This window comes from Fibrobacter sp. UWB16, assembly GCF_900215325.1.
GTDB lineage: Bacteria > Fibrobacterota > Fibrobacteria > Fibrobacterales > Fibrobacteraceae > Fibrobacter.
In genome coordinates, this window is the sequence record NZ_OCMS01000002.1 from 875,237 (window position 1) to 899,312 (window position 24,076).

The 24,076-nt window shown below is 49.5% G+C and carries 23 protein-coding genes; 17 read left to right on the forward strand and 6 right to left on the reverse strand.

All coding sequences use genetic code 11. From position 1 onward, the window contains the following. Window positions 1-5 precede the first annotated feature (5 nt). Window positions 6-935, reverse strand: coding sequence for a toxin-antitoxin system YwqK family antitoxin (locus CRN95_RS09000; RefSeq protein WP_088631245.1), 930 nt, complete (start codon window positions 933-935; stop codon window positions 6-8). A 377-nt stretch (window positions 936-1,312) separates the two neighbouring features. Here CRN95_RS09000 and nirJ1 point away from each other — a divergent pair, with 377 nt between their 5' ends. From nirJ1 to hemC, 4 genes are read left to right on the forward strand one after another with little or no spacing between them, the layout of a single operon-like run. After that, window positions 1,313-2,485, forward strand: a complete 1,173-nt coding sequence (gene nirJ1, locus CRN95_RS09005; RefSeq protein WP_097020664.1) for a putative heme d1 biosynthesis radical SAM protein NirJ1 — start codon at window positions 1,313-1,315, stop codon at window positions 2,483-2,485. After that, on the forward strand, window positions 2,466-3,494 hold the full coding sequence (locus CRN95_RS09010) for an Lrp/AsnC family transcriptional regulator (RefSeq protein WP_088631243.1): 1,029 nt from the start codon (window positions 2,466-2,468) through the stop codon (window positions 3,492-3,494). The genes nirJ1 and CRN95_RS09010 overlap by 20 nt, the downstream gene beginning before the upstream one ends. A gap of 24 nt (window positions 3,495-3,518) precedes the next feature. Then, window positions 3,519-4,889 (forward strand): glutamyl-tRNA reductase, encoded by a 1,371-nt coding sequence (locus CRN95_RS09015; RefSeq protein ID WP_088631242.1) that lies wholly within the window; start codon window positions 3,519-3,521, stop codon window positions 4,887-4,889. 12 nt (window positions 4,890-4,901) lie between these two features. Next, window positions 4,902-5,957: a hydroxymethylbilane synthase gene (gene hemC, locus CRN95_RS09020; protein WP_097020665.1), complete on the forward strand. Its 1,056-nt coding sequence runs from the start codon at window positions 4,902-4,904 to the stop codon at window positions 5,955-5,957. A gap of 238 nt (window positions 5,958-6,195) precedes the next feature. Here the strand turns inward: hemC and CRN95_RS09025 are convergent, their stop codons facing one another. Further along, window positions 6,196-6,753: a CMP deaminase gene (locus CRN95_RS09025; protein WP_085490262.1), complete on the reverse strand. Its 558-nt coding sequence runs from the start codon at window positions 6,751-6,753 to the stop codon at window positions 6,196-6,198. Window positions 6,754-6,807: 54 nt separating this feature from the next. Between CRN95_RS09025 and cobA the strand changes: the two genes are divergently transcribed. The 5 genes from cobA to hemL all read left to right on the forward strand — a co-directional run bounded on the left by cobA (window position 6,808) and on the right by hemL (window position 12,489). Further along, window positions 6,808-8,391: a uroporphyrinogen-III C-methyltransferase gene (gene cobA / locus CRN95_RS09030; protein ID WP_088631240.1), complete on the forward strand. Its 1,584-nt coding sequence runs from the start codon at window positions 6,808-6,810 to the stop codon at window positions 8,389-8,391. Next, window positions 8,391-9,350, forward strand: coding sequence for an NAD(P)-dependent oxidoreductase (locus CRN95_RS09035; protein WP_097020666.1), 960 nt, complete (start codon window positions 8,391-8,393; stop codon window positions 9,348-9,350). Before cobA ends, CRN95_RS09035 begins: the two co-directional genes overlap by 1 nt. A gap of 5 nt (window positions 9,351-9,355) precedes the next feature. Next, window positions 9,356-10,321, forward strand: a complete 966-nt coding sequence (gene hemB, locus CRN95_RS09040) for a porphobilinogen synthase (RefSeq protein ID WP_088631238.1) — start codon at window positions 9,356-9,358, stop codon at window positions 10,319-10,321. A gap of 67 nt (window positions 10,322-10,388) precedes the next feature. Next, window positions 10,389-11,198 (forward strand): mechanosensitive ion channel family protein, encoded by an 810-nt coding sequence (locus CRN95_RS09045; protein ID WP_097020667.1) that lies wholly within the window; start codon window positions 10,389-10,391, stop codon window positions 11,196-11,198. A gap of 4 nt (window positions 11,199-11,202) precedes the next feature. Beyond that, a complete protein-coding gene (gene hemL, locus CRN95_RS09050) occupies window positions 11,203-12,489 on the forward strand; it encodes a glutamate-1-semialdehyde 2,1-aminomutase (RefSeq protein ID WP_097020668.1) in 1,287 nt (428 codons plus the stop codon). 96 nt (window positions 12,490-12,585) lie between these two features. On the opposite strand, the gene CRN95_RS09055 is transcribed toward hemL, so the two are convergent. From CRN95_RS09055 to fabF, 4 genes are read right to left on the reverse strand one after another with little or no spacing between them, the layout of a single operon-like run. After that, window positions 12,586-14,313 carry an AMP-binding protein gene (locus CRN95_RS09055; RefSeq protein WP_088631235.1) on the reverse strand — a complete coding sequence of 576 codons (1,728 nt, stop codon included), beginning with the start codon at window positions 14,311-14,313 and terminating at the stop codon, window positions 12,586-12,588. Between the two features lie 18 nt (window positions 14,314-14,331). Next, window positions 14,332-15,102: a polysaccharide deacetylase family protein gene (locus CRN95_RS09060; protein ID WP_015732489.1), complete on the reverse strand. Its 771-nt coding sequence runs from the start codon at window positions 15,100-15,102 to the stop codon at window positions 14,332-14,334. A gap of 3 nt (window positions 15,103-15,105) precedes the next feature. After that, window positions 15,106-15,237 (reverse strand): hypothetical protein, encoded by a 132-nt coding sequence (locus CRN95_RS15085; RefSeq protein ID WP_254917976.1) that lies wholly within the window; start codon window positions 15,235-15,237, stop codon window positions 15,106-15,108. Between the two features lie 13 nt (window positions 15,238-15,250). Then, on the reverse strand, window positions 15,251-16,501 hold the full coding sequence (fabF, locus tag CRN95_RS09065) for a beta-ketoacyl-ACP synthase II (RefSeq protein WP_088631234.1): 1,251 nt from the start codon (window positions 16,499-16,501) through the stop codon (window positions 15,251-15,253). Window positions 16,502-16,691: 190 nt separating this feature from the next. On the opposite strand from fabF, the gene nirJ2 reads away from it, so the two are divergent. From nirJ2 to CRN95_RS09105, 8 genes are read left to right on the forward strand one after another with little or no spacing between them, the layout of a single operon-like run. Beyond that, on the forward strand, window positions 16,692-17,684 hold the full coding sequence (gene nirJ2, locus CRN95_RS09070; protein WP_088631233.1) for a putative heme d1 biosynthesis radical SAM protein NirJ2: 993 nt from the start codon (window positions 16,692-16,694) through the stop codon (window positions 17,682-17,684). Between the two features lie 2 nt (window positions 17,685-17,686). Further along, the gene (tadA, locus tag CRN95_RS09075) at window positions 17,687-18,250 is read left to right on the forward strand and encodes a tRNA adenosine(34) deaminase TadA (protein ID WP_235002967.1); all 564 of its coding nucleotides are present in this window, start codon (window positions 17,687-17,689) and stop codon (window positions 18,248-18,250) included. Window positions 18,251-18,273: 23 nt separating this feature from the next. After that, a complete protein-coding gene (locus tag CRN95_RS09080; protein ID WP_088631232.1) occupies window positions 18,274-19,122 on the forward strand; it encodes a hypothetical protein in 849 nt (282 codons plus the stop codon). Further along, on the forward strand, window positions 19,119-19,835 hold the full coding sequence (locus CRN95_RS09085; RefSeq protein ID WP_097020669.1) for a right-handed parallel beta-helix repeat-containing protein: 717 nt from the start codon (window positions 19,119-19,121) through the stop codon (window positions 19,833-19,835). Before CRN95_RS09080 ends, CRN95_RS09085 begins: the two co-directional genes overlap by 4 nt. 9 nt (window positions 19,836-19,844) lie before the next feature. Next, window positions 19,845-20,762 (forward strand): hypothetical protein, encoded by a 918-nt coding sequence (locus tag CRN95_RS09090; protein WP_014545122.1) that lies wholly within the window; start codon window positions 19,845-19,847, stop codon window positions 20,760-20,762. 7 nt (window positions 20,763-20,769) lie between these two features. Further along, window positions 20,770-22,668, forward strand: a complete 1,899-nt coding sequence (locus CRN95_RS09095) for a fimbrial protein (RefSeq protein WP_097020670.1) — start codon at window positions 20,770-20,772, stop codon at window positions 22,666-22,668. A gap of 2 nt (window positions 22,669-22,670) precedes the next feature. Beyond that, the gene (locus CRN95_RS09100; RefSeq protein ID WP_014545120.1) at window positions 22,671-23,321 is read left to right on the forward strand and encodes an OmpA family protein; all 651 of its coding nucleotides are present in this window, start codon (window positions 22,671-22,673) and stop codon (window positions 23,319-23,321) included. Further along, complete coding sequence (locus tag CRN95_RS09105) at window positions 23,321-23,986, forward strand: hypothetical protein (protein ID WP_097020671.1); 666 nt, start codon at window positions 23,321-23,323, stop codon at window positions 23,984-23,986. Before CRN95_RS09100 ends, CRN95_RS09105 begins: the two co-directional genes overlap by 1 nt. The last annotated feature ends 90 nt before the right edge of the window (window positions 23,987-24,076 follow it).

A 24,076-nucleotide genomic window follows, 5' to 3' on the forward strand; every position in this document is an offset into this window, starting at 1 on the left:
CATTTTTATTGAACAATTGAATTGTTTTGTATTTCTCCAAATACGTTTTCAAAGTTTTTTCTTGCAAAACGATATGATTCTACTGCTGTATGCAGCTTTTCTTTTACACTTTCCACTGTGATTAGCCCTAGTAAATCTAACGATTCTGCAATTTCGCATAAATCTTGCATGGCCATACAGTAATTATTGGCTACATCTTCGTTTTCAATATTATTTGCAAGTTCATAATTTTCGTCATCTTCATCGAAGTACATAGAAGGATCTTCTTTCATTAACTCCACTTCTTCTTTTGGAAAATTGACGTAATCGCATAGCTTAAGATAGGCTTCAAAATCAATTTCGTTTCCTTCGAGATCATAGTAAATGTTTTTATATGTTGGTTTGTAAATTTTTGTCCAGCAGATACGGCCATTGGTATAAAAAGTATCTTCTTGAACAACACCTAATCCTTTTAGATATCTTTTGTATGAAGGAATGTTATTGTCTACGAGATAGTGAATTTCGTAAGAATCATCTTTGTCTAAACAAAAATTTCCGCTTGGATAGTATGATTTTTCATATTGAAAAATTCTTTTTCCGTTTATGTATTTTTTTTCAGCTTTCAATCGACCTGTATCAGGGTAGTATTCTAAAATGAGACCATCTTTTTTTCCGTTAGCATATGTAGTTTCTAAAATTTTGATGCCATTCTGGTATTCAATAACGATACCTTCTTTTTTTCCGTTGGCAAAAGGTGTATGTTTTGAAAGGATCCCTTTGTAATACTCGTCTTCGATAACCTTTTTGCCGGATAAATACTGAATTCTTTTTACGTAGTTTCCGTTGACGTCGTATATAGTTTCCCAACCGTTTTTCTTGCCATTAAGCCATTCTGTTGATTTTACAACTTTACCGTTTAAATCTTTTTCCTCTATAAGTCCATTTTTCTGTGGCATACGGAACCTGTGTTTTTTAGTTGATGTCTTTAATATATATTCTGCTGTTTGTAAGTGAAAAATATGTCAAGTAGATTTTTTGATGTATTTAAAAATCTTGCATTTTTTTTGAAAGAATAATTTCGCGTTAGGGATAGTGACCCCTTGGGGCGGAGACTTGCTTGCAAGGCTCCGTTTTAGGAGGCTGGTGGTGAGCGAAGTAAAACCAACAGTCCCTAAAATATAGCCCGCCCCGTGTATGCACGGGGAACGCCCAAAGCGGAAAAGAGAATATTTAAAAAGGTAAATCGTTTTTCCCACCTTATAACAATATTTTCAACTTAAAAACAGAAGTTCGGTTTTCTGTGAGGGTGCCGAAAATTTCTAGATTTGGGCCCATGATCAGTATCACTAAGCTTTTGATGGACACCCCGAATTTTGGGGATTCTCTTCGTTATCAACCTCATGCGCACAAGGCGACAAATGGTGTGGGCGCAGGACGTGGCCCGGTGGTGGTGTGGAACTGCACCAAGACTTGCAACCTGAAGTGTGTGCATTGCTATGCGCGTTCTGAGGCGATTAAGTACCAGAACGAACTTACGCACGAAGAGGGAATCAAGCTTATTGATCAGCTTGCGGATTTTCATGTGCCGGTGATTTTGTTCAGCGGTGGCGAACCGCTTTTGCGCCCAGACTTTTTTGAACTTGCGAACTACGCGGCAAGCAAGGGCATCCGCCCGACGATTTCGACGAACGGCACCTGCATCACGCCGGATGTGGCTCAGAAGCTCAAGGCGATGGGCGTTGGCTATGTGGGCATCAGCTTGGATGGTTGCGAAGAAACTCACGACAAGTTCCGCGGCAAGCAGGGCGCGTACCAGATGGCTTTGCACGGGATCCGCAATTGTGTGGCGACGGGCCAGAAGGTTGGGCTCCGCTTTACGATTACGAAGTACAACTATCAAGACTTGAACGCCATTTTCGATTTGCTCGAAGCGGAAAACATTGATAGAGTTTGTTTCTATCACCTTGTCTATAGCGGTCGCGGAAGTGCGATGGTCGATAACGACTTGAATCACGAAGAGAGCCGCAAGGTGATGGACTTGATTATTGACCGCACTTTGGACTTTAAGAAGCGCGGCGTGAACAAGGAAATTTTGACCGTCGATAACCATGCCGATGCCGTTTATCTGTACCAGCGCATGAAGCGCGAAGATCCGGAACGCGCCGAAAAGATTTTGGATTTGATTAAGATGAACGGTGGCAACCGCAGTGGCATGGCATTTGGCAATATCGATAGCATTGGCAATGTGCATCCGGACCAGTTTACGCAATATATCACGCTCGGAAATGTTCGCGAACGCAGTTTTGGCGACATTTGGACAGACTTGTCAAATCCGATTATGGCTGGCCTCAAGAACCGCAAACCGCTTTTGAAGGGGCGTTGTCCGAAGTGTGCTTACTTGAATTTGTGCAACGGCAATTTCCGTACGCGTGCCGAAGCCGTTACTGGTGACTTCTGGGCCGAAGACCCCGCTTGCTATTTGACGGATGAAGAAATTGGGCTGTAAAGCCCCTCGCGAAGTGCCGCAAATGCTGAGCCAAAAACTTTTCGCGATTATTCAAGACGGCTTTCCGTTGGTGGAGCGCCCGTATAAGGCGCTTGCGGAAATGTTGAACGTTTCTGAACAAGAAGTTTTTGACGAAGTTGAGAAAATGCGCGCTTCTGGCGTAATTCGCCGTATCGGTGGCGTGTACGATTCCAAGAAACTCGGCTTTATTTCGAGACTTTGTGCAGGGAAGGTTCCGGCGTCGGAAAATGATTTTTCGGCAGAACATCATGCGCAAACGCCGATGGAAAAGTTCGCTGCAGTCGTGATGAGCGAACCCGCGATTACGCACAATTACATCCGTAGTCACGAATACAATGTTTGGTTTACGGTCATTGCTGAAAATGAATCTGCAATCCAGGCTGTTGTGGACCGCATGTGTTTGCAAACGGATTTGCACGATGTCCATGTCCTCACCGCCACGAAAAAGTATAAAATCAATACGGTGATGGGGAAGGGAACAAATCGTCATTCCGAGGACCGAAGGGCCGAAGAATCCAGTAAATTCCCCGGAACGCTCGATGATTCCGACAAGTCGCGCATCCACATCGCTTGTGATGACATCCCGCATACGCTCACTCCGTTTAAGGATTGGGGCGTTTCTTGCGATGAACTTCGCGAGGACCTTGCCGCCAAACGCATGCGTCGCTTTGGAGCAATCCTCCGTCATCAAGATGCGGGTTTCCCATGCAATGCGATGGTGTGCTTCTCTCGTCATTCTGAGGACCGAAGGGACGAAGAATCCAGTAAAATTAAATCTCTTGCGAAAAAGCATTTTGTTTCGCATTGTTACGAGCGTCCGGTTTTTGAAAATTTTCCTTACAATTTGTATGCAATGATGCATGCTCAGACGCCCGAAGAATTGAACAGCTATATCAAAGAATCCGTGGCTTTGCTTGATAATCCGGAATACGTCGTTCTCCATTCGCTCAAGGAACTCAAGAAAACGAGCTTTAGATTTTTTGCGTAGTCCAATCTTTTCTATCTTTGGACTATGCGCAAAATTTACATGGCAGGCATGAGCCACAAGGTGGCTGAAATCGCGATTCGCGAAAAGTTTTATATCCCGATGGATGTAAAGACCGAGGCGTTGACGCATTCTCCGTTTGATGAACTTTTGATTTTGGCAACGTGTAACCGCACGGAAGTCTATGTGGCGAGCGACCGTGAAATCACTGATGGTGAACTCGTTCGTTATGTGTGTGGACTTGCCCGTCAAGACTACGATGATTTTGCGAAGTTCTTTTATTTTAAGTCGGGTGATGATGTTGCGCACCATGTGATGAACGTGTGTGCGGGTCTTGATTCTGTAGCCATGGGCGAGGATCAGATTTTGCACCAGATTGGTCGTGCGTACGAAACGGCTCACCAGCTGAATGCGACGGGCAATACGCTGAACAAGCTTTTCCAGAGCGCAATCCATACGACAAAGCGTATCAAGACTGAGACGAATTTGAGCAAGCTCAGTTGCAATATTCCGTTCTTGGCGATGAAACAAGTGCAGAAGACTTTTGACGATCTTGAAAATCGTACTGTGTACATCGTGGGGCTTGGCGAAATGGGTTCGTTGATGCTCAAATATGTACAAGAGAATACGACCAAGATTTTTGCAAGTAGCAAGACTTTTGCGAATGCCGAAAAATTTGCAGATGTGCTTACTCCTGTGAAATTCGAAGACCGCTACGAAGTTCTTGGCAAGTGCGATGTCGTGATTCTTTGCAGCGCTTGTCAGGAACCGATTGTGACGAAAGATGAATTTGTTAAGGCTCTTGCTTTATATCATCCTGTGTATCGCGAAGACAACTCAGAAGGCGAGCGTTGCAAAAATGAAAAAGATCATTTTTATAACCGAGCCGAAGAGTTGGGGCTGCATGCAGCCCCATCCAGTGAAGGTTTGTCTGCTGTGACCACCCCTTCAAAGCGATTGATTATCGATCTCGGTAGCCCGCGCAATGCTGAAGCTTCTATTGGCGAACTTCCGGGTGTTGAATACGTCTGCGTTGATGACCTTGAAAAAATCGTCTCAGAAAACCGGCGTTTGCGCATGATTGAACTTGATGCGGCTCAGAAAATCTTGAAAGAAGGTCTCGACGAATTCTTGCATTGGAACCGCATGGACGAGGTTTCTAAGCAAATTCATTTGCATGCCGAGAAAATGCTTACGACGGCAAATGAAGAATCTGAAAAGTTATTGCGCTCTATGCCGGAACTTTCGGAAGATGATCGCCACCGCATCCAGATGATGTACGAACGATTTGCGAAGAAAATGGCAAATGACTTTCTGTATAAAGTCAAAGCCGAAAATTCTCCTGAAGATGTGCAGGTTTTCCTGAAGTGTTTGGATTCGAAATCTCCTAGAAATTAGAGGAGGCTTGCTGTGAGTGACTTGAAATTACGTATTGCAACGCGCAAGAGCGCTTTGGCTTTGGCCCAGACGACGATGGCGGCAGATGCTATTGTCGCTGCGAATGCGGCTGCAGAACCGTTGACTTATGAGCTAGTCTCTATGACAACCGAAGGCGATCGTCGTTTGGATAAGTCGTTGGCGAGCTTTGGCGGCAAGGGCGTGTTCATCAAGGAACTAGAAATTGCACTCCTCGAAGATCGTGCCGATATTGCGATTCACAGTTTGAAGGATATGCCTGCCGAAGTGCTGCCGCAGTTCAAACTTGCTGCAGTCCTCAAACGTGAAGACCCGCGAGATGCGTTCCTTTCGCGTGGTGGTGCTGCTGGGGTCCGCTTTATGGATTTGCCGGCTGGCGCTTGCGTGGGTACGGGTAGTATTCGCCGTGTGGTACAGCTCAAAGCGCTCCGCCCGGATTTGGAATATGTGCCGATTCGCGGAAACATCCAGACTCGCATTGGCAAACTTGCGGAACTTGATGGTGTTGTGCTTGCGGCGGCAGGGCTTAAGCGTATGGGGCTTGCTGACCAGGTAACGGAATATTTTAGCACCGAACAGATGCTCCCCGCAAGTGGTCAGGGAATCCTCGCGATTGAAACTCTTGCCGATTCTGACACTTGTCATCCTGAGCGAAGCACTGTGTGCGAAGTCGAAGGATCGAGGGCGATTTGTAACGACCTTGCGCAGATTCTCGCTCGCGTGAACGATGTTGCGACATTCTGCATCGCTTCTGCTGAAATGGCGTATTTAAAGGCGCTCAATGCCGGTTGCCAATTCCCGGTGGCAAGTTTCGCGGAATTTATTTCCGATGATAGTGCTAAAAATCGCGGCACTTGTGGCGCACTCGAAGAGAATGCTAATAGAATTGCGCAGACTTTGAAAATCCGCGGTATTTACTGGGACGAAAAATCAGAAAAACTGCTCCGTGCAGAAAACTCGGGCGCGCTTGATTTGAACTCTGCGGATTGCGTTCTGCATGCTAAGAACTTGGGCGTTGAACTTGCCCGCGAAATTCAAAAGCAATTATAAATAGCGCTGTCTTCCTGGCCTTTTTGTCACCCCGGATTTGTACAAGTACAAAGCCCTTCGGCTCAGCTATGAAAATGCAAGCATTTTCGCAGCGTTCGCCTTGGTTGCTTTTATTTCGGGGCGGAATCGCCATCTTGTATCGCAAAAAAATCCCGCGCATTTTGGATGTGCGGGACTACTTTCTTTAGTCAAATCTTTTCGTTATTGCGAGTCGCAGAGCAACGTGGCAATTTATACGTTACTTTTTTTCAGGCTTCGATACAACGGGCTTGATTCGTTTGCCGCAAAGCGTTACGATAATTCCAGCCTGTGCGAACATGTAATAAGCTGTATCTCGGCTGTTGTTCAGCGTGGACTTCGGATCGTAATCGTCCTTGGTCACGAATACTTCGGCAACGCCCGAAAGGCTAATGTCCAATGAGCAGCGTTCGCACGGAAATCCAATCACGTAGAGCTTGGAACCCGGAGGAACCTTACCGCGGGCATAGTGGAGCGCGTTGATTTCGGCATGGACCATGAACGGATACTTGTTCGCCTCGAATTCGTGGTGGCTCAAAAGCTCACCTGAGTCGGCGTCTAGCAAATCGTAAGCGAGGAGTTGCTTTTCGCGCGTGTACGGAACGGTCTCGTCGTCGAATCCGGCCGGAGCTCCATTGTAACCCGTGCTAATAACACGCCCGTCGGCGCTCACAAGAACGGCACCCATTTGGGTGTTTTGGTCTTTGGAAAGGCGTGCCTGGGCACACATCATCTGTGTATAGACTTCGTCGCGAAGCTTTGCTCTAGAACTATTCATGCTAAAAAATATAGGCAAAATTTTAATGGCGAAGTTTTTCTAAATTTGGTTTCGATGGAAAATTCGAATCATTTTGGCAAAGTTTATTTGATTGGCGCGGGCCCTGGCGATCCTGGGCTTTTAACCGTGCGCGGAAAGACGATTCTTGAAAAAGCCGATGTTGTGGTTTACGATCGTTTGGTTTCACCGGGTGTGCTCTCGTTATGTAATCCGAAAGCAAAGATGGTGGATGTGGGTAAAATGCCGACGCACCACAAGGTGAAACAGTCCGAAATTAATAAACTCCTGGTAAAATTTGCCGTTGAAATGCCGGGCGCGACCGTAGCTCGTTTGAAGGGCGGCGACCCGTTTGTGTTTGGGCGTGGTGGCGAGGAGGCTTTGGAACTTGTCGCTGCTGGAGTCGAATTTGAAGTTGTGCCTGGCGTGACCTCTGCCATCGCTGTGCCTGCCTATGCGGGCATTCCCGTGAGCCATCGTGGAATTGCAACAAGTTTCCATATCATCACAGGGCATGAAAAAGCCGAGGCTGGTGATTCGCTTTCTTTAGACTTTGAAAATCTCGCGAAGTGCCAGGGGACGCTCATCTTTTTGATGGGCATTGCCAATATGGACTTTATTGCACGTCGTTTAATCGAGTGTGGCAAAGACCCGAAGACTCCGCTTGCGTTTATCGAAAAAGGGACAACCCCGAACCAGCGTACCGTTATGGCAACGCTTGAAACAGCGGGCGAGACCATTGTCCGTGAAAATGTGACTGCACCCGCAATTACGATTATGGGTGGTGTGGTTGAACTTGGCAAGACTCTTGCGTGGAAAAAGAATTTGCCGCTTTCGGGCAAGCGCTTGGTTGTAACGCGTGCCGCAAAACAATCTAGTGGGATTACTGCTCGACTGACAGCTCTCGGTGCCGAAGTTATCGAAACTCCGATGATTGAGACACGGGATGTTTTCCCTTGTTGTCATGCCGGACTCCGTTCCGGCATCTCCAATTCTTCTGAAAATATGGTTGCTGAGCCTGTCGAATTCGAAGACCTCAAAAATTTTGACATTCTCGCTTTCACAAGCACGAATGGTGTTGAATCTTTCTTTACGCAGTTGCTCGCTTCGGGTAATGACATTCGCATTCTAGCTGGCAAGAAAATTGCAAGTGTCGGAAAAATCACCGAAAAGAAGTTGCTTGAATACGGCATCCGTTGCGATTACGTTCCTAAAGACCACACCGGCGAAGGACTAGGTTTGTTGTTGCGCGAAGTGGTTGACGACGAATCTCGTATTCTTCTTTTGCAAGGCAATCTTGCAGACGATACTTTGCTCAAACTCTTACCGAAAGCAACCCGCTGGACGGTTTACGAAACACTGCCGGTTGCTGAACTCCCTGAATGGAAATGTGAAGCTATTGCCTCAGCCGATGCAATCGTCTTCGCCAGTTCTAGCGCTGTCGAGAATTTTTGTGCTGTCATCCCCGCGAAGGCGGGGATCTCCTTTGACCATTGCCCACATACTTCATTCTGTATTGGTCGCATGACTGAAGCTTCCGCGAAAAAGCATGGCTTTGAAACGGTCACCTCTGATGAAACAACGATGGATTCGCTCGTCAAAAAAATCGTGAAGTATTACACGATGGGGGAGAATGCTTAATGAAAGCTATTCTTATCATCGCTCATCATTGCATTTTGCCGGGTGCGTACAAAGGATTCGAAGAAATTCTCGACCGCTTGCATCATGACTTGCCGGGTACGCGCGTGGCGAGCACAAGTTTGTTAGATTTGGAAAACGACCTCCGCACGCTTTTGCGCGAAGACGTAGAATCGGTGACGCTTCTGCCGTATTTGCTGTTGAATGGCCAGCATACAAAGAATGATGTGCCGCGAGTGGTTGCAAAATTGCAGGCGGAATTTCCGCAAATTCCGATTACGCTTTTGCCTTGCCTTGGCGATTGGAAAGAATTTTCGAGCATGGTTGTGTGCGGTATTCGCAATGCACAGAATGAAATTTCTCAAAGCGCCGCTGGTGTGACCTCGCTACTCAAAGCTCCACAGGAGCGCTCCCATAGCTCAAACCTCTTCTCCATCGAGCTGAATCTCGAAGGGCGTAACGTTCTCGTTGTGGGCGGTGGCCGCATTGCTCTGCGCAAGGTGAAAACGCTTATCCCGACCGGTGCTCATATTACTGTTGTCGCTCCGCAATTCGACCCCGAATTTAGTGCGCTTTGTCGTCATTCTGAACGAAGTGAAGAATCCAGTTGTTTCTCGAATTCAGCATCTGTAGAGCCCTCTTCTATCACATTAAAGCAGCGCCCTTACGAACCGCTTGATTTGCGTTGTGTTTTCATGGTTTTCATTTGTACCGACCAGCCTGCCGTCAATGCCCAAGTTTCTAACGATGCACGCGCTCGTCGCATTCTCGTGAATAATGCTTGCGATTACCTCGATGGTGATTTCATTGTGCCTGCCCGCATGGATTTTGGCGAAAACATTGCCGTGACCGTCTCCACGCAGGGCCGTGCCCCTTCGCTCGCCAAGAAACTCAAGCAGAAAATCCAGACCGAATGGGCAGAAGACCTTGTGCAAATTGAAAAAGATTTCAAAAAGGAATAGTTATTATGATTATTCGTCCTCGTCGTTTACGTAGAAATGAAGTTATCCGCAACATGGTTGCAGAAACTGCTGTAAATCCCGATGCCCTCGTTTACCCGATGTTCGTGGTTGAAGGAACGGGCGTCAAAGAAGAAATCCCGTCCATGCCGAACCAGTTCCGTTTCTCGATTGATGAAATCTTGAAGGAACTTGAAAGCTGTGTCGCGCTTGGCATCAAGTCCATTTTGCTGTTCGGTATCCCGGATCACAAGGACGAAATGGCGACTTCGGCTTATGATAAGAATGGCATTGTGCAGCGGGCCGTGCGTGCTATCAAGGCAAAGTTTCCGAGCTTGTACGTGATTACGGACGTGTGCCTTTGCGAATACATGAGTCATGGCCATTGCGGCATCATCAAGGATGGCGATGTGGATAACGATCCAACGCTTGAACTTTTGGCTAAGACCGCTGTTTCGCAGGTGGCTGCCGGTGCCGACATGGTGGCTCCGAGTGACATGATGGATGGCCACATCACGGCTCTCCGCGAAGCTCTTGACAATGCAGGCTTTACAAATACGCCGATTATGGGTTACAGCGCGAAGTTCGCTAGCGCTTATTATGGTCCGTTCCGCGATGCCGCTGATTCCGCTCCGCATTTCGGCAACCGCAAGAGCTATCAGATGGACGTGCGCAATGGTCGCGAAGCGCTCCATGAAGTGGAACTTGATCTTGAAGAAGGTGCAGATATCGTGATGGTAAAGCCTGGCCTCGCATTTCTCGATGTGCTTCGCCAGACGGCTGAAATCAGCAATGTGCCGGTCGCTGTGTATAACGTAAGTGGTGAATATTCGATGGTCAAGGCTGCTGCAAAAATGGGCTGGATTGACGAAAAATCGATTATCCGCGAAAACATGATTGCGTTCAAGCGTGCTGGTGCAGATATCATCATCACGTATCATGCCAAGGAAATTTTGGAAAATAAAATTCTGTAAAATAAGATTTTGTAAAAAGGCGATCCCGGAACAGAGTCCGGGATGACAATTAAAAAGGGATGCTAAAATGAAAGAATACGAAGCTTTCTTGAAAAATCTCGGTGTCACAAACGCTATTGCTCAGGACATCGTTGAAATTGCGACAGTGCTTATTGTTATCGCCATTATCTTGGCGATTATAAAGTTTATTCTTAGTTTCGCGATTAGAAAGGGCGCAGATGAATCGGTAAAGCCGTTGCTTTATTCGTTGTTCTCTTATGCGCTGTACATTGTCGGCTTGCTCATGATTCTGCATATTCTCGGTGTGAATACCGCTGGAATCGTGACTGTGATTGGTGCTGCTTCTCTTGCCATTGGCCTTGCTTTGAAGGATACGCTTGGTAACATTGCGTCGGGAATTCTTTTGCTGTTCCTCCATCCGTTCCGCGCTTCGGATTATATCGAATGTGGTTCTTTGAAGGGAAAAATTGTAGGCGTGGGGCTTTTCAACACGACGCTTATCTCGTTGGATGGTCTTTACGTTTCTGCTCCGAACAGCATGCTGTGGGGAGCTCCGATTGTCAACTTTAGCCGCAATCCGAGCCGCCGCCTTGATTTGGCTTTTGGCATTGATTATGCGGATTCTGCTGAAAAGGCGATGAACGAAATGAAACAACTTGTGAATGCGGACCCGGAAGTCCTGAAAAATCCGGAACCGTCGTTCTTTGTTTCGTCGCTGGATGATAGCGCTGTTGCCGTGAACATGAGAGTCTGGGTTAAGACCGCAAATTACTGGGATATGCGTTGCAAGTACATGAAGGCTGTGAAGGAACGCTTTGACGAAGTCGGTATTTCTATCCCGTTCCCGCAGCGCGTGGTACATATCGTTAAGGAGTAGTTATATGAATCACTCTTTGAGCGAAAAGTTGTTTGCAGAAGCAAAGACGCTCATGCCGGGCGGCGTGAACAGTCCTGTGCGTGCGTTTAGCAATGTGGGGGCGACGCCTCCGTTTATCAAGCGTGCCAAGGGCAGCCACATTTACGATGTGGATGGCAACGATTACATTGATTACGTGGGCAGCTGGGGCCCGATGCTTTTGGGGCATGCGCACGATGCAGTGATTAAGGCTGTTGCCGATACGGCTCAGAATGGCCTCAGTTTTGGCGCCCCGTGCGGTCTTGAATCGGAACTTGCAAAGCTTGTGATGTCGCTTGTTCCGAGCGTCGAGATGATTCGCATGGTGAACAGCGGCACTGAAGCGACGATGAGTGCGATTCGTGCGGCTCGCGGTTTTACCGGTCGCGATAAGATTGTGAAGTTCGAAGGCTGCTATCACGGCCATAGCGATAGCTTGCTCATCAAGGCGGGTTCTGGAATGCTCACGACGGGCAAGCCGAGCAGTAAGGGTGTGCCTGCGGATTTGGCAAAGTACACGCTCACGCTCCAGTACAACGATGTGGCTGGCGTTAAGGAACTTTTCGATAAGATTGGCGACGAAATCGCAGGCGTGATTGTTGAACCGGTGGCTGGCAACATGGGTGTTGTCCCTGCGAAGCCGGAGTTCTTGCAGACGCTTTCCGAAGAAACTAAAAAACATGGTGCTTTGCTCATTGTCGATGAAGTCATGACCGGTTTCCGTGTCGGGATTCATTGCGCACAAGGTCTCTATGGCATTAAGCCGGACCTTACGACGTTTGGCAAGATTATTGGCGGTGGCATGCCGGTGGGTGCTTATGGCGGCCGCTTGGACGTGATGCAACAAATTGCTCCGCTCGGTGGAATTTACCAGGCGGGTACGCTTTCGGGGAACCCGGTCGCGATGGCGGCAGGGCTTGCAACGATGCGCGAACTTTCAACGCATCCTGAACATTACGTGCATGCCGAAGCCATGACGAAACGCTTGATTACTGGGCTTAAGACCGCTGCAACTGAAGCGGGGATTCCGCTTGCGACAAACCAAGTCGGTTCTATGGGCTGCATCTTCTTTACCGAAGGTCCGGTCACGTGTTTTGCCGACGTGCAAAAATCCGATTTGAAACTTTTCCGCAAGTATTTCCTCGGCATGCTTGACGAAGGATTCTACTTTGCGCCGAGCCAGTTCGAAGCCATCTTCGTGAGCGCCGCTCACACCGAAGATGAAATCGACCGTACCATTGAAGCCGCGAAGCGCGTGTTCAAAAAATTATAGCGGCGGCGCATTTTTTTGCGCATTCCCAGCGGTCCGCGCATCTTGTTAAAACGAACACATCTCGCAAAAAACGCACCCCGAAGGGTGCGTTTTTCATTACTTTTCCTCAGACGTTTCGCTTGCGGCGTTTTCCGCATTCGCTTCGTCCGGCGCAGTCACATTCTCGGCGGTATCCTTGTCGCGGATGGTCGCTCGGCGAATCTTTCCGCTAATCGTCTTTGGCAGTTCCGTCACAAAGTCAATGATGCGCGGGCTCTTGTAGCTTGCGGCAATGTTCTTTGCAAAGAGCTGGATTTCCTTCGCAAGTTCCTTGGAGGCTTCGTAGCCCTTCTGCAAAACGACCGTTGCCTTGACCGCTTGACCGCGAGACTTATCTTCAACGCCTGTTACAGCGACTTCCAAAACGGCAGGGTGCTTGTGCAACACTTCTTCCACTTCGAAGGGGCTGATGCGGTAACCGGAGCTCTTGATCAAGTCATCGGTGCGGCCCACGAACCAGAAGAATCCGTCCTTGTCTCTGTAAGCCGTATCGCCTGTGTGGTACACGCCGCCTTCAAAGACTTTCTCGGTGCGTTCTGCATCGCGGTAGTAACCGCCGAACATGCCAAAAGGCTTGCCCTGGTCAATCTTGATGATAAGTTCACCGACTTCTTCGGCGGCACAGGGTTTACCTTCGGCATTGATGATTTCCATCTGGTAGCCTGGAGAGGGTTTGCCGATAGAACCCGGATGCGGTTCGCTAAAGCCAAAGTTACCCGTGGTAAGCGTAAGCTCGGTCTGTCCGTAGCCTTCCTGCATGCGGATGCCCGTCTGCTCATAGAACCTGTTGTAAATATCCAAGTTCAATGCTTCGCCTGCGGTGGTGCAGTATTGCAAACTCGAAAGATCGTACTTGCTGAGGCCATGCTGCAAAATGTAGCGGTATACGGTCGGCGGTGCGCAGAATGTCGTCACCTTGTATTCCGCCATCTTCTCGAGGAGTTTGCCCGGGATGAACGTGGTCATGTCGTAAGTGAATACGGCGCTTCCAGCAATCCACTGTCCGTAAATCTTGCCCCAGAGAGCCTTGGCCCAGCCTGTTTCGGCAACGGTCAAGTGACGGCCACCGTCCACAACGTGTTGCCAGTACTTGGCGGTTACAATGTGTCCGAGCGGGTAGGTGTACGTGTGTGCCACCATCTTCGGATTTGAGCTCGTGCCGCTCGTGAAATAGACAATCATGATGTCGTCGTTATGCGTAGCTGCATCGCCAACGGGGCGTTCAAACGTCGATGGGAAAAGTTCATAGTCGTCGTAGAAGCTAATCCAGTTCTGGCGAGCGGTCTGGCCGACTGTCACGAGCTTTTCGACCGATTCACACTTGGATTTTGCCTTGTCCACTTCCTTTTGCAAGGCGGGGTCGTCGTATGTTACGACCATCTTGATTTCGGCGGCGTTGAATCGGTATTCCAAATCCTCGGCGGCGAGCATGTTCGTTGCCGGGATGGCGATTGCGCCAATGCGGTGCAGAGCGAGCAAGAAAAACCAGAATTCGTAGCGGCGGCGCAAAATGAGCATCACGCGGTCGCCCTTCTGGATACCTTGTTCTACAAGGAAATTCGCCGTGCGCTGGGAGGCAAGCGACAAGTCCTTGAACGTGTAAATGTGGCTTTCGTCGTTGTCGTCACACCACACGAGGGCTTCACGCTTCGGCTCCGTCTTGGCATATTCGTCAACAACGTCATAAGCGAAGTTAAAATCGTTCGGAATCGTTATCTTGAAATTTTTATACAAGTCTTCATAAGACTTGTAATCAATTTTAAATAGAAACTTATTTAAAATCATTTGTGCGAAGTCCTGAAATTACAAGTCCTTGTACATGATTTTTTCGCGCAAGGTCGAAATGTAGCGCACCATGTTCAAAATGCGTTTTTCTCCAATCGTTCTGAAGTCTTTATCGTGGAACACCAGACGGTGGACTCCACCCGGCAAGAGCATACGAAGGCAGGCGTAAGTCTGCGCGATACCGAGAATCGGGGTGGGCAAAATCGAGAAGCTAAGCGTTGCGGAATTCGTCTTCTTGATGTTGCCTTTGACCTTTTGGTAAATGCCGTGGAAATCTTCGTAGTAGTCGAAAATTTCGAGAGCCTGTTCCTTGAGGTACTTGTTGCCAAACCAAATCGGCGGGATAAAGCCAGAGGGCTTGCCGTTGCCGTGAGCCTTCCACAGTGCAAGACTGCGCTTGAGGAGCGCCTGCGTGAAGCGTTCGTCGATGCCTGCAAATTCTGCTTCGTTGTTCGAAACGAGGAGCGCTAGCTTGCCTGCAATGCTACGGTTCAGCGAGAGGTCTGCGCGGTGGCGTGCACCGTGGAGCATGATCTCGTAGCCTTCCTTGACAAACTTGTCGAGTTCTTCGCGGAACTGTTCGGCTTCGGATTCCGGGGCTGCACCAAAAGCGGGGATGACCGCAATGCTGATGGGGGAGCCTGCTGCTTCTGCAAGCTTTCTGATCTGGACGGACGCCTTCTTGAAGTTGTTCACGCTAAAGCTGTGGTAGCAAAGGATGAACTTCTTCTTCTTCTGGAAGGTCGCTTCGGCCGCTTGGATGTCGGCGATATCTTTATTCTGTTCCATAAGCTACTCTTGTTCCTTAGTTTTAGTGGAAACTTCTTCTTCCAACTTCTGCGAAATGAAGAGGTGGTAGAAAAAGAACAGTATTGCGCTGCAAATGGTTGCTTTAATCCAGGATTTGAAAAGCCAATCAGACATAGCGGCTCCTTTGTTAATCTTTAAATTTTTTGATGACGACGATACCGTTGTGACCGCCAAAGCCAAGCGATGCAGATACTGCAACATCGATGTTTCCTTCGATGCCTTTGTGCGGCACGTAGTCGAGGTCGCATTCTGCGTCCGGGTTGTCGAGGTTGATGGTGGCGGGGTAGAACGAATCGCGGATGGCAAGCGTGCTAATCATCGCTTCGATAACGCCTGCTGCACCGACGCAGTGGCCGGTCATGCTCTTGGTGCTAGAGACCTTGATCTTGTAGGCGTGTTCGCCGAGTGCAATCTTGAGCATTTGCGTTTCGGTGAGGTCGTTCAAATGCGTCGAGGTACCGTGGGCATTGTAGTAGTCCACATCCGTCGGGGCGATACCCGCATCCTTCATAGCCTTGATCATTGCCTTGGCGCAAGTTTCTCCACCCGGGCGCGGGCTTGTGATGTGGTAAGCGTCAGCTGAAGAACCGTAACCGGCGACTTCGGCGTAAATCTTTGCACCGCGGGCCTTGGCGTGTTCGAGTTCTTCGAGCACGAGGATGGCTCCTGCTTCACCCATGACAAAACCGCTGCGGTCCTTGTCGAACGGGCGGGAAGCCTTTTCCGGGGCGTCGTTGAACTTGTCGGTGAGGGCGTGCATGCCTGCAAAGCTCTTGATGGAGTAGTCTGTGATGGCGCTTTCGGAACCGCCGGCGAGGCAGACGTCGAGTCGACCCGAGCGGACGGCGTCAAGGGCAACGCCGATGGCGTCCGTGCCGGAGGCACAGGCGGTGCAGACCGTCCAGGCAGAGCCTGTGATGCCAAGAGCGATGGATACGTTGGCGCATGCTTCGTTTGCAATCAGTTCGGGCATGGCGAGCGGCGAGACGCGACGGCGACCGCCTTCGAGGTACTTGCAATAAGTTTCTTCAACAACGTCCATACCAGCAAGTCCGTTACCAGCGACAATACCAGTCGTGTCGGCGGCGATTTCTTCCTTCGTTAAGCTTGCGTCCTTGACTGCTTCGTTTGCGGCGGCGACGAGGAATTGTGTGAAGCGTGCCATGCGGCGGGCTTCCTTCGGGTCAATTCCGTGTTCTTCAGGCTTAAAATCCTTGACTTCTGCCGCAATTTTCACTGGGCAGTTCGTGGCATCGAACAATGTGATCGGACCGATGCCGCATTTGCCTGCCTTAATGGCGTTCCAAAGTTCGGGGGCGGACTTGCCTACGGGGGTCACCGCACCCATACCAGTAATAACAACTCTTCTTCTATTCATAAAAATCTACAGTGTAATTTCTAATCCTGCATTGTCATTCCCGCCACTGAGCGGGAATCTCCTTTTCGGATCATTCTATTTTAAGATAGTATTTTTGCTATAGTAAATGTAATTATATAGTGGTATAATAGGATATATTTGCTTTTTCTATATTTATTTGTGGAAAAACATTTTGAATGAGGTCTATGGCATGATCGTCTCTTGGATGACAACGAATAAGTGTAACTTGACGTGCAAACACTGCTATCAGGACGCAGGCGAAAACAAGTCTGCCGAACTCACGACATCAGAAGCGCTCAAGCTCATTGACGAAATTGCAAAGGCCGGATTCAAGATCATGATTTTCAGCGGTGGCGAACCGATGACGCGCCCGGATATCGTGGAACTTGTGGCTCATGCCCGCGAACGTGGACTCCGCCCGGTGTTCGGTACCAACGGAACGCTCATCACGCACGATTTGGCGTTCAAGCTCAAGGAAGCGGGTGCTATGGCCATGGGTATAAGCGTTGATAGCATTGATCCCAAGCGTCATAACGATTTCCGTGGTCTTCCGAACGCCTTTGAACTCACGTTGATGGGCATTGAAAACTGCAAGGCGGCTGGCCTCCCATTTCAGATCCACACAACAATTATGGACTGGAACCAGAACGAAATCTTCGACATCATGGACTGGGTCAAGGAAATCGGTGCCGTGAACCATCAGATCTTCTTCCTCATCCCGGTGGGTCGAGGCAAGGAAATCGAAGGCCATGCGCTCCGCGTTGCCGAATACGAAGGCCTCCTCCGCAAGATTATGGAAAAGAGCCGCACGCTCGGAATCCCGGTCAAGCCGACTTGCGCCCCGCAGTTCCTGCGCATTGCAGACCAACTCGACATCAAGACGCGTTACAGCCGTGGTTGCCTTGCGGGCCTTGACTACTGCATCGTAAGCCCGATTGGCAAGGTGCGTCCCTGCGCTTACATGATGGAAGAAGCGGGCGATGTTCACGATACGCCGTTTGACGAAATCTGGGCAAATGCCGAAATCTTCAAGCAGTTGCGTACAAAGGCATACAAGGGCGCTTGCAGTAAGTGCAAATTCAACGACCGCTGTGGCGGTTGCCGCGCCCGTGCCGCTTACTACCACGATGGCGACTACATGCAAGAAGACTCCTACTGCGCCTACGGAAGAGGGTTGAAGTAGGTATGAATAACGTAACCGATAGCAACGCCAATCTCTCGTCACTCGCCAAGGTTGGTGAGCCTGTCGAACCACGTCTTTCGTCTGATGATGAACGTTTCATGCGTATGGCGCTTCGTCAGGCGCAGATTGCTTTTGACATGAAGGAAATCCCCATCGGTTGCGTGATTGTAAAAGACGGAGTCGTGATAGGGAAGGGCTACAATCAAGTCGAACAGCTTAAGGACGCGACCGCCCATGCCGAAATCATTGCCATTGGCACTGCCGCAAGCACGCTTGACAACTGGCGCTTGGATGGTTGCACGCTTTACGTGACGCTCGAACCATGCCCTATGTGCGCAGGAGCCATTCTCAATAGCCGTGTTTCCCGCATTGTTTACGGTTCTCCGGATTCCCGTTTCGGCGGCTGCGGCACCACCATCGACGTCATTACCGGCAATGCTCTCAAGCGCGCGGTTGAAGTCACGGGTGGCGTTCTCGCAGACGAATGCCTTGGCCTTCTGAAAGGCTTTTTCCAGCAGATGCGCCTTGAAAAAGGCGATACTGGCGCAAAACCACCTACTCCGTGATATTTTTTACTTAAATTTAATGCATGAATTTTACCAAGTTTAGCGCATTCTCCGCGCTCTCAACACTCTCTATTGCGCTATTGACACTTTGTTCCTGCGAACGGAACGAAATCCATCTTTCTTTTAACACGCAAACCGTTTCCCCGCAGACGTTCGTTCTCGAATCGACGCTGAATGCAAGCATTCCTGGCGATTCCATCAACGAACCTGAATCCATGCGAACCCACGTGAATGTTCGCAGCACGATGAGCCTCCTCATGTCGTATGACGATGGCTCGGGCCGCTTCGAGATGAAAATCGATTCCGTCGATTACACCAGCGACAAGCGCTCTGTCGATGAATTCCGCAATATTGAAAAGTATTTATCCATTCAGAATTTCCAGTTCAAGCTCGATCACGATGGCATCATCACCGATCCGACTATCGAAAATGCGCTTGATATGCCTTCCGAAGACGAACTGAATCTGATTCCGCTTTTCCTCAAGGCTCAGCCGCTTCTCCCCGAAAAGCCGGTCAAGCTTGGTGAATCCTGGGAACGCCAGATGCCGATTTTCGGCAAGGGTAATAGTTCCACGACCGTTTATAAGACATTCACGCTGCAAGACGTTTTCCTTCAGGATGGCGTTCGCATGGCTAAAATCCATATGGGTGTGAAATACCTCGAACTCCCGGACACGACTTCGAATTTACAGCTGAAGAGTAGCGACTATGTCGTTGGCGATGGCATGGTTCTCTTTGATGTCACTCATGGAATCATCTCGTCTGCCGAAATGAATCTCGTGGCAGTTATTGATGTTCGCGACCTTGTCGCTGGTGATACGCTTCCGAGCATGAACGTCAATCAGAAAATCACCTTGAGGAACGTTCAATGAAAAATTTAATCTGTTCCTCTCTCGTGGCTGTGGCGACAATTGCTAGTGTGGCTTTCGCTTCGGGTATGCCGTTCCCGGTGGCCGAAAACAACAAGGTCTTTTTGCAAGAAAAGGATAGCCCTTACGTGCTCGAACAGAGCGTGGTTGTCGGCGCTACGGATACGCTAGTCATTGAACCGGGTGTGACTGTGTTGATGGGCGAGTTTGCAAAGCTCATGATTCAGGGCTCGGTGAAAATTGCGGGTACAAACGATAAACCCGTTGTCTTTAGCGGAGCGGATTCCGTGGCTAACTGGAATGGTTTCCACATCATGTCTAGCGCGGGGGCTTTTGAAATTAAGAACTTGACTGTCGAGAATGCATTCCGCAATACGATTTTCCGTTCTAGCGGTACTCTCGAGAACGTCAATTTCTTCAATAACTATTATGGCCTCTGGGTCGATGAAAGCCCCAATGTGACGCTTGCCCGTTGCACGTTTGCTCATAACCGTTATGCCTTGTCTGTGAGGGCCGGTCGTGTCGTTTCGAACGGTACAAGCATCTCCGAAAACGTCTATGGTCTTTATCTCGAAACCGAAGGCAAGCTCGATGGCGATACGGACTTGATCCGCAATAATCAGGAATCCGATATCCGCAGTGAAGCTGCTGATTTGAAGACGAGTAAAAAGCGCGTCCGCCGCAACGTGTGGCACAACATCGAAGCGCGTTTCTAAGAGGTAGTCGTGGAAGAAGCTTTCCGTAGAGCCATACGTAAGATGACAGGGGCAAGCGTACGCTTGGCCGTGCGTCCGAATCGCTCGGCTATTGTCGCGACGCTTTCTCAGTCCATGATGGTCACGTGGTCGATTGCGCTCTTTGAACATCTCGACGCCATGCTCAACAATCCGGATGCAAATGTCGGCAGTTCCGAACTTATCTCATACAGCGAGTCTGCCTGGAAACTTTGCGAATCGGGCTTCCCGCAGATTTTCAAGGATTGCGAAAAACTTTATAGCGAGTTCCGCGCCAAGTGGATCCAGCGCTTCTCGACAGATGAAGTCTTGCGACTCTTGCTTGAAGGCGGTGATTTCTTGGTCCATGATGAAGAAAAGGGCTGGGCTCTTACGGTCAAGAACAACAAGCAGGACATCAACAATTTTTATTCGGCGACGATTCACTTGCTTGTGAGCGATGCCGAACCGTTGTTTGTGCGTATGCACGGCCGTGTGATGCAGTTGCAAGAAAAACTTTGCAAGTATTGGCTTTCTGAAAGTGCGGTGGACCCGGTGTCGAAGCTTTTGCCGTGCCTTGAAGCTTCGCTTCGCGAAAAAGAAAACGCCATGGTTGTCTCGCTCCGTACGTCCTTGAACTCGCTTGCGAAAAAACGTTTTGCGGCGGCGTTTGCCTCTAAAGGTCCGGTCCGTTACTATTCGTCCGCGATGTCTTGTGCCCGCAATGTGGGCCGCTACTGGAACCCGCATTACGCATACGAAAACTGCTTCCTTGCATTTACGGATGATTTTTGTGATTACGCCCAAGGGCTTACGACTCAGGTTATCGAATGGTACCAGAGCAAGTGGTCTCTTTTCCTTCGCGGGTTCTCTCGCGGTCAGTTGAACTTGTTTGAAACAGTCGCTCCTTATCAAGCGCAGAATGTGTAGGTAAAAAATGAAAAATGCATTCAATACGATTCTTATTTTGACGGTGGTGGGTTTTATAGCCCTTATCGCAGGCGCTCTTTACTTTGGCGCCCCGGCATTTGGTTGGATCATCATGATCGCCATCATGGCTGTTTACTTGGTGGAGCAATTTTCTGCCATCCGCAAGATGAAGCAGATTATCGCCGAAGACGAAGTTATCGATTCTTGCGAAAAAGGGAACGCTTATCCGGAGCCGGGAACGGGCGTTGTCGCGAAGAGAATTGAACTTGCAAAGCGTTTGTTGCAAAAGAACATCCGCCTGGATTCCCCGATTGCGTTTGACGTGCTTTCGTCGGGTTCTTCGATTCCGCTCAACCGCAGCGTGGGTTCGACGGTCATTCTCCTTGGCCTTATGGGTACGTTCTTCGGCCTTATGCAGTCTGTGGCAACCGCTGGTGGTGCAATTGACAATTCCACGACGCAGGGCACGCTCGATACGATTCAGGTGCTCTTCCAGAACATGAAGGGCATTTTCGGTACTAGCCTTTGTGGTTTGTTTGCCGCTTTGATTTTGAGCGCTAGCCGCACGGTACTCAGCTCCAAGCGCGATGAATTCATGGCGCACCTCGATACATTCACGCTAGACATGCAAGAAGACGAAAGCGCAGAAGGCGTGATTGAAGAAGACAAGAACGAACTCGAACGCCTCTTTGAATCTGTCGAAAAGAATTTGTCCGTGATTGCATCTTCCGTGAAGGAAGGCTTGGCTGGTGTTGTTTCGATGGTGGGCGAGGAACTCTCTGCCATGACTTCGAAGCTGAACCAAGATGTCGTTGATTCTGTCCAGAAGGTTTCTACTGAAATGACCTCTTCTATTAAGACGGTCAACGATTCTCTCGCTGGTGCTGTGGCGAATATGAATGAATCGACGCAGAAGTTTGGCGAACTCGTTGGCGCTTCTGTGACGAACGCCTTTAGCCCGATTAACGAAAATATCGGTGCGCTCTCCAAGTCCGTTGAGGCAATCCCGTCGAAGCTCGACGATAAGCTTAATGGCATTTCTGCTGCCTTGAACGCAAGCCTCGATGGTCTTTCTTCAGGCGTTAAGTCTTCGCTTGATGGAGTTTCTGGCAATGTGGAAACCGCACTTTCTAAGGTCGCCTCTGAAGTTAAAGCAGGCCTCGACGGCGTTGCTGCTGATGTTAAGGCTGGCCTTCAGGATGTGGCGAAGGGCACGATGGATGTGGCATACCTTACTAAGGATGCTATGGACGAAGCTTCTAAGAGCATCGGTGATTCCGTTGCCGAACAGGTCAAGCAGTCTAGCGAACAGTGGGCCGACTTTATGCAGCGTCTCGAAGACAAGACGACTGCCAACGTGGATTCTCAGCGCGAAGGTCTCGAAACGCTCAAGAACGTGGCTCTCCAGGTTGCCGAAAAGGCTCAGGCGGGTTCTGCAGAACTTTCGCAGAATGTCTCCGAAAAGCTCGGCGCCCTTTCCTCCGACATTCTCGGCGCTTTCCAGAAACTTTCCGAAACGTCAAGCGTGCTTCTCGAAGCTCAAAAAGCTCTCACCGAAAGCATCGACAACCGCGTGGTCAAGGAAAAAGAAGCCACGGACGCTCTTGGCGGAAATATTGTGGAAACCGCAGAACTTATGCGCGTGAACCAGTCCGAACTCAGCGCCAATCTCGAAATGTTGCGTAGCGGCCTTGAAACGATTCTCGAAAAGCTCTCCGGCGATACCGCAGAACACGAAGAAGAAGACAACTTTGTTGAACACCTCAACCAGTCTCTTGAAGCCTTCCACGAACGCGCAAGCGAAGTGCTCATGGAAAATGCGGTCAAGACTCAGGAAATCTTGCTCGAAGTGCTCGAACAGACACAGCGTTCTGCAATCCCTGCTCAACCTAAAGCTGAAGGTTAATCATGCGTCGCAATAGAGACGAAAATAGCAATCCATGGATGGCGTACACGGACTTGGGCGTGGCCCTCGTTTCGCTCTTTATCCTTGCGTTTGTGGCGATGGCGACCCTCAAGGAACAAAAAGCGGAAGACCTCACGCGTACCGAAGAAGAAGTGCTCAGCTGCCAGGAACAGATGCGTAAGATTGCGGCAGAACGCAATGCGCTTTTGTCCAAGAGCTTGCAGACCTCCATCGAAGCAGGCCTTATCGCGCTCGAAGATGGCAAAATCCAGATCCAGGCGAGTTTCCTTTTCCCGATTAACGGCGCAAACCTCACCAAGGAAGGCGAGGGCGTGATTCGCGGCATCAGCAAGGGGCTTTTGGAAGCGCTTGATTCTACGGACGTGATCATGGTGAGTGGCTTTACGGACGATATTCCGTTTAGCGGTTCGACATCCTATACGAACTGGAATCTTTCTACAGAACGTGCCGTGAACGTGGTCAAGATGCTCGTGAAAATGGGCTTCCCGCCCGATAGACTCTTTGCAGCAGGCTTTGGCGAACACCGCCCGAAATACCCGAACGACAGCGAAGAACATCGCCGTTTGAACCGTCGCGTGGAAATCGGTGTGACCCCGCTCCAGTCCAACAAAACAGCTGAGGTGACGCCCTAATGGAAGAGCTCACCGAAAAACTGTCCGAAATCAAGGTTAGTATTGATGCCATTCGCAAGACTGGCAAGCTTTCGCATTGGCGGATGTTTTATGCGGATACGCTTTACACGCGTGCCCAGGAATATGTGGCGGTGGATCGTTACCCCGAGGCAAAACTTGTGGCGCAGAAGCTGGATCGCTGGATTCAAGCCCACAAGCTCGCTCTCGAGACGAACAAGGGCGATGCGCGCCCGCCGATGATTTTCTGGAATGCTGACTTGTTGAACAACATTGTTAAACGCATCCGTTCGACACTCGAAACGAAAAAAATGCTCGTGCCGTCTACGGAACGTGATTCCATCAATCGCCGTTTGAACATTGTCGATGGCTGGATCCAGAAAGGCGAATACCTTGTCGCGCACGATGAACTCTTAGCGCTCCGCAGCGCCTTGATTGCGCGTCTCCGCCGCAGTTACCGCGCTCGCATTGTCGCATCGTTTGCGTACAGTGGCGGATACGTTCAGCCGGCCGGTTCGACCGTGGGTCTTTACAACTCCCTCCACACGCTCGAAGAAACGTTCCACATCGTTGGTGAACACGATCCGATTTGGATTGAAGACTTCCTCGAAATTTACAACGATTTGTTCAGAATCGTGGATCGATTAGTCCCGCAAGACAAAAAGTAAAGTCTGTATAAAAAATGCCGCGCACTTATGCGCGGCAGTTTCACTTTGCAATGTCATGCCCGCCATTGAGCGGGCATCTCCATCTCTGTC

Bases quoted from the DNA above. Each gene is read 5' to 3' on its own strand.
- CRN95_RS09000 (WP_088631245.1), bottom strand. From the start codon at position 935: ATGCCACAGAAAAATGGACTTATAGAGGAAAAAGATTTAAACGGTAAA.
- nirJ1 (WP_097020664.1), top strand. From the start codon at position 1,313: ATGATCAGTATCACTAAGCTTTTGATGGACACCCCGAATTTTGGGGAT.
- CRN95_RS09010 (WP_088631243.1), top strand. From the start codon at position 2,466: ATGAAGAAATTGGGCTGTAAAGCCCCTCGCGAAGTGCCGCAAATGCTG.
- CRN95_RS09015 (WP_088631242.1), top strand. From the start codon at position 3,519: ATGCGCAAAATTTACATGGCAGGCATGAGCCACAAGGTGGCTGAAATC.
- CRN95_RS09025 (WP_085490262.1), bottom strand. From the start codon at position 6,753: ATGAATAGTTCTAGAGCAAAGCTTCGCGACGAAGTCTATACACAGATG.
- cobA (WP_088631240.1), top strand. From the start codon at position 6,808: ATGGAAAATTCGAATCATTTTGGCAAAGTTTATTTGATTGGCGCGGGC.
- CRN95_RS09035 (WP_097020666.1), top strand. From the start codon at position 8,391: ATGAAAGCTATTCTTATCATCGCTCATCATTGCATTTTGCCGGGTGCG.
- hemB (WP_088631238.1), top strand. From the start codon at position 9,356: ATGATTATTCGTCCTCGTCGTTTACGTAGAAATGAAGTTATCCGCAAC.
- CRN95_RS09045 (WP_097020667.1), top strand. From the start codon at position 10,389: ATGAAAGAATACGAAGCTTTCTTGAAAAATCTCGGTGTCACAAACGCT.
- hemL (WP_097020668.1), top strand. From the start codon at position 11,203: ATGAATCACTCTTTGAGCGAAAAGTTGTTTGCAGAAGCAAAGACGCTC.
- CRN95_RS09055 (WP_088631235.1), bottom strand. From the start codon at position 14,313: ATGATTTTAAATAAGTTTCTATTTAAAATTGATTACAAGTCTTATGAA.
- CRN95_RS09060 (WP_015732489.1), bottom strand. From the start codon at position 15,102: ATGGAACAGAATAAAGATATCGCCGACATCCAAGCGGCCGAAGCGACC.
- CRN95_RS15085 (WP_254917976.1), bottom strand. From the start codon at position 15,237: ATGTCTGATTGGCTTTTCAAATCCTGGATTAAAGCAACCATTTGCAGC.
- fabF (WP_088631234.1), bottom strand. From the start codon at position 16,501: ATGAATAGAAGAAGAGTTGTTATTACTGGTATGGGTGCGGTGACCCCC.
- nirJ2 (WP_088631233.1), top strand. From the start codon at position 16,692: ATGATCGTCTCTTGGATGACAACGAATAAGTGTAACTTGACGTGCAAA.
- tadA (WP_235002967.1), top strand. From the start codon at position 17,687: ATGAATAACGTAACCGATAGCAACGCCAATCTCTCGTCACTCGCCAAG.
- CRN95_RS09080 (WP_088631232.1), top strand. From the start codon at position 18,274: ATGAATTTTACCAAGTTTAGCGCATTCTCCGCGCTCTCAACACTCTCT.
- CRN95_RS09085 (WP_097020669.1), top strand. From the start codon at position 19,119: ATGAAAAATTTAATCTGTTCCTCTCTCGTGGCTGTGGCGACAATTGCT.
- CRN95_RS09095 (WP_097020670.1), top strand. From the start codon at position 20,770: ATGAAAAATGCATTCAATACGATTCTTATTTTGACGGTGGTGGGTTTT.
- CRN95_RS09100 (WP_014545120.1), top strand. From the start codon at position 22,671: ATGCGTCGCAATAGAGACGAAAATAGCAATCCATGGATGGCGTACACG.
- CRN95_RS09105 (WP_097020671.1), top strand. From the start codon at position 23,321: ATGGAAGAGCTCACCGAAAAACTGTCCGAAATCAAGGTTAGTATTGAT.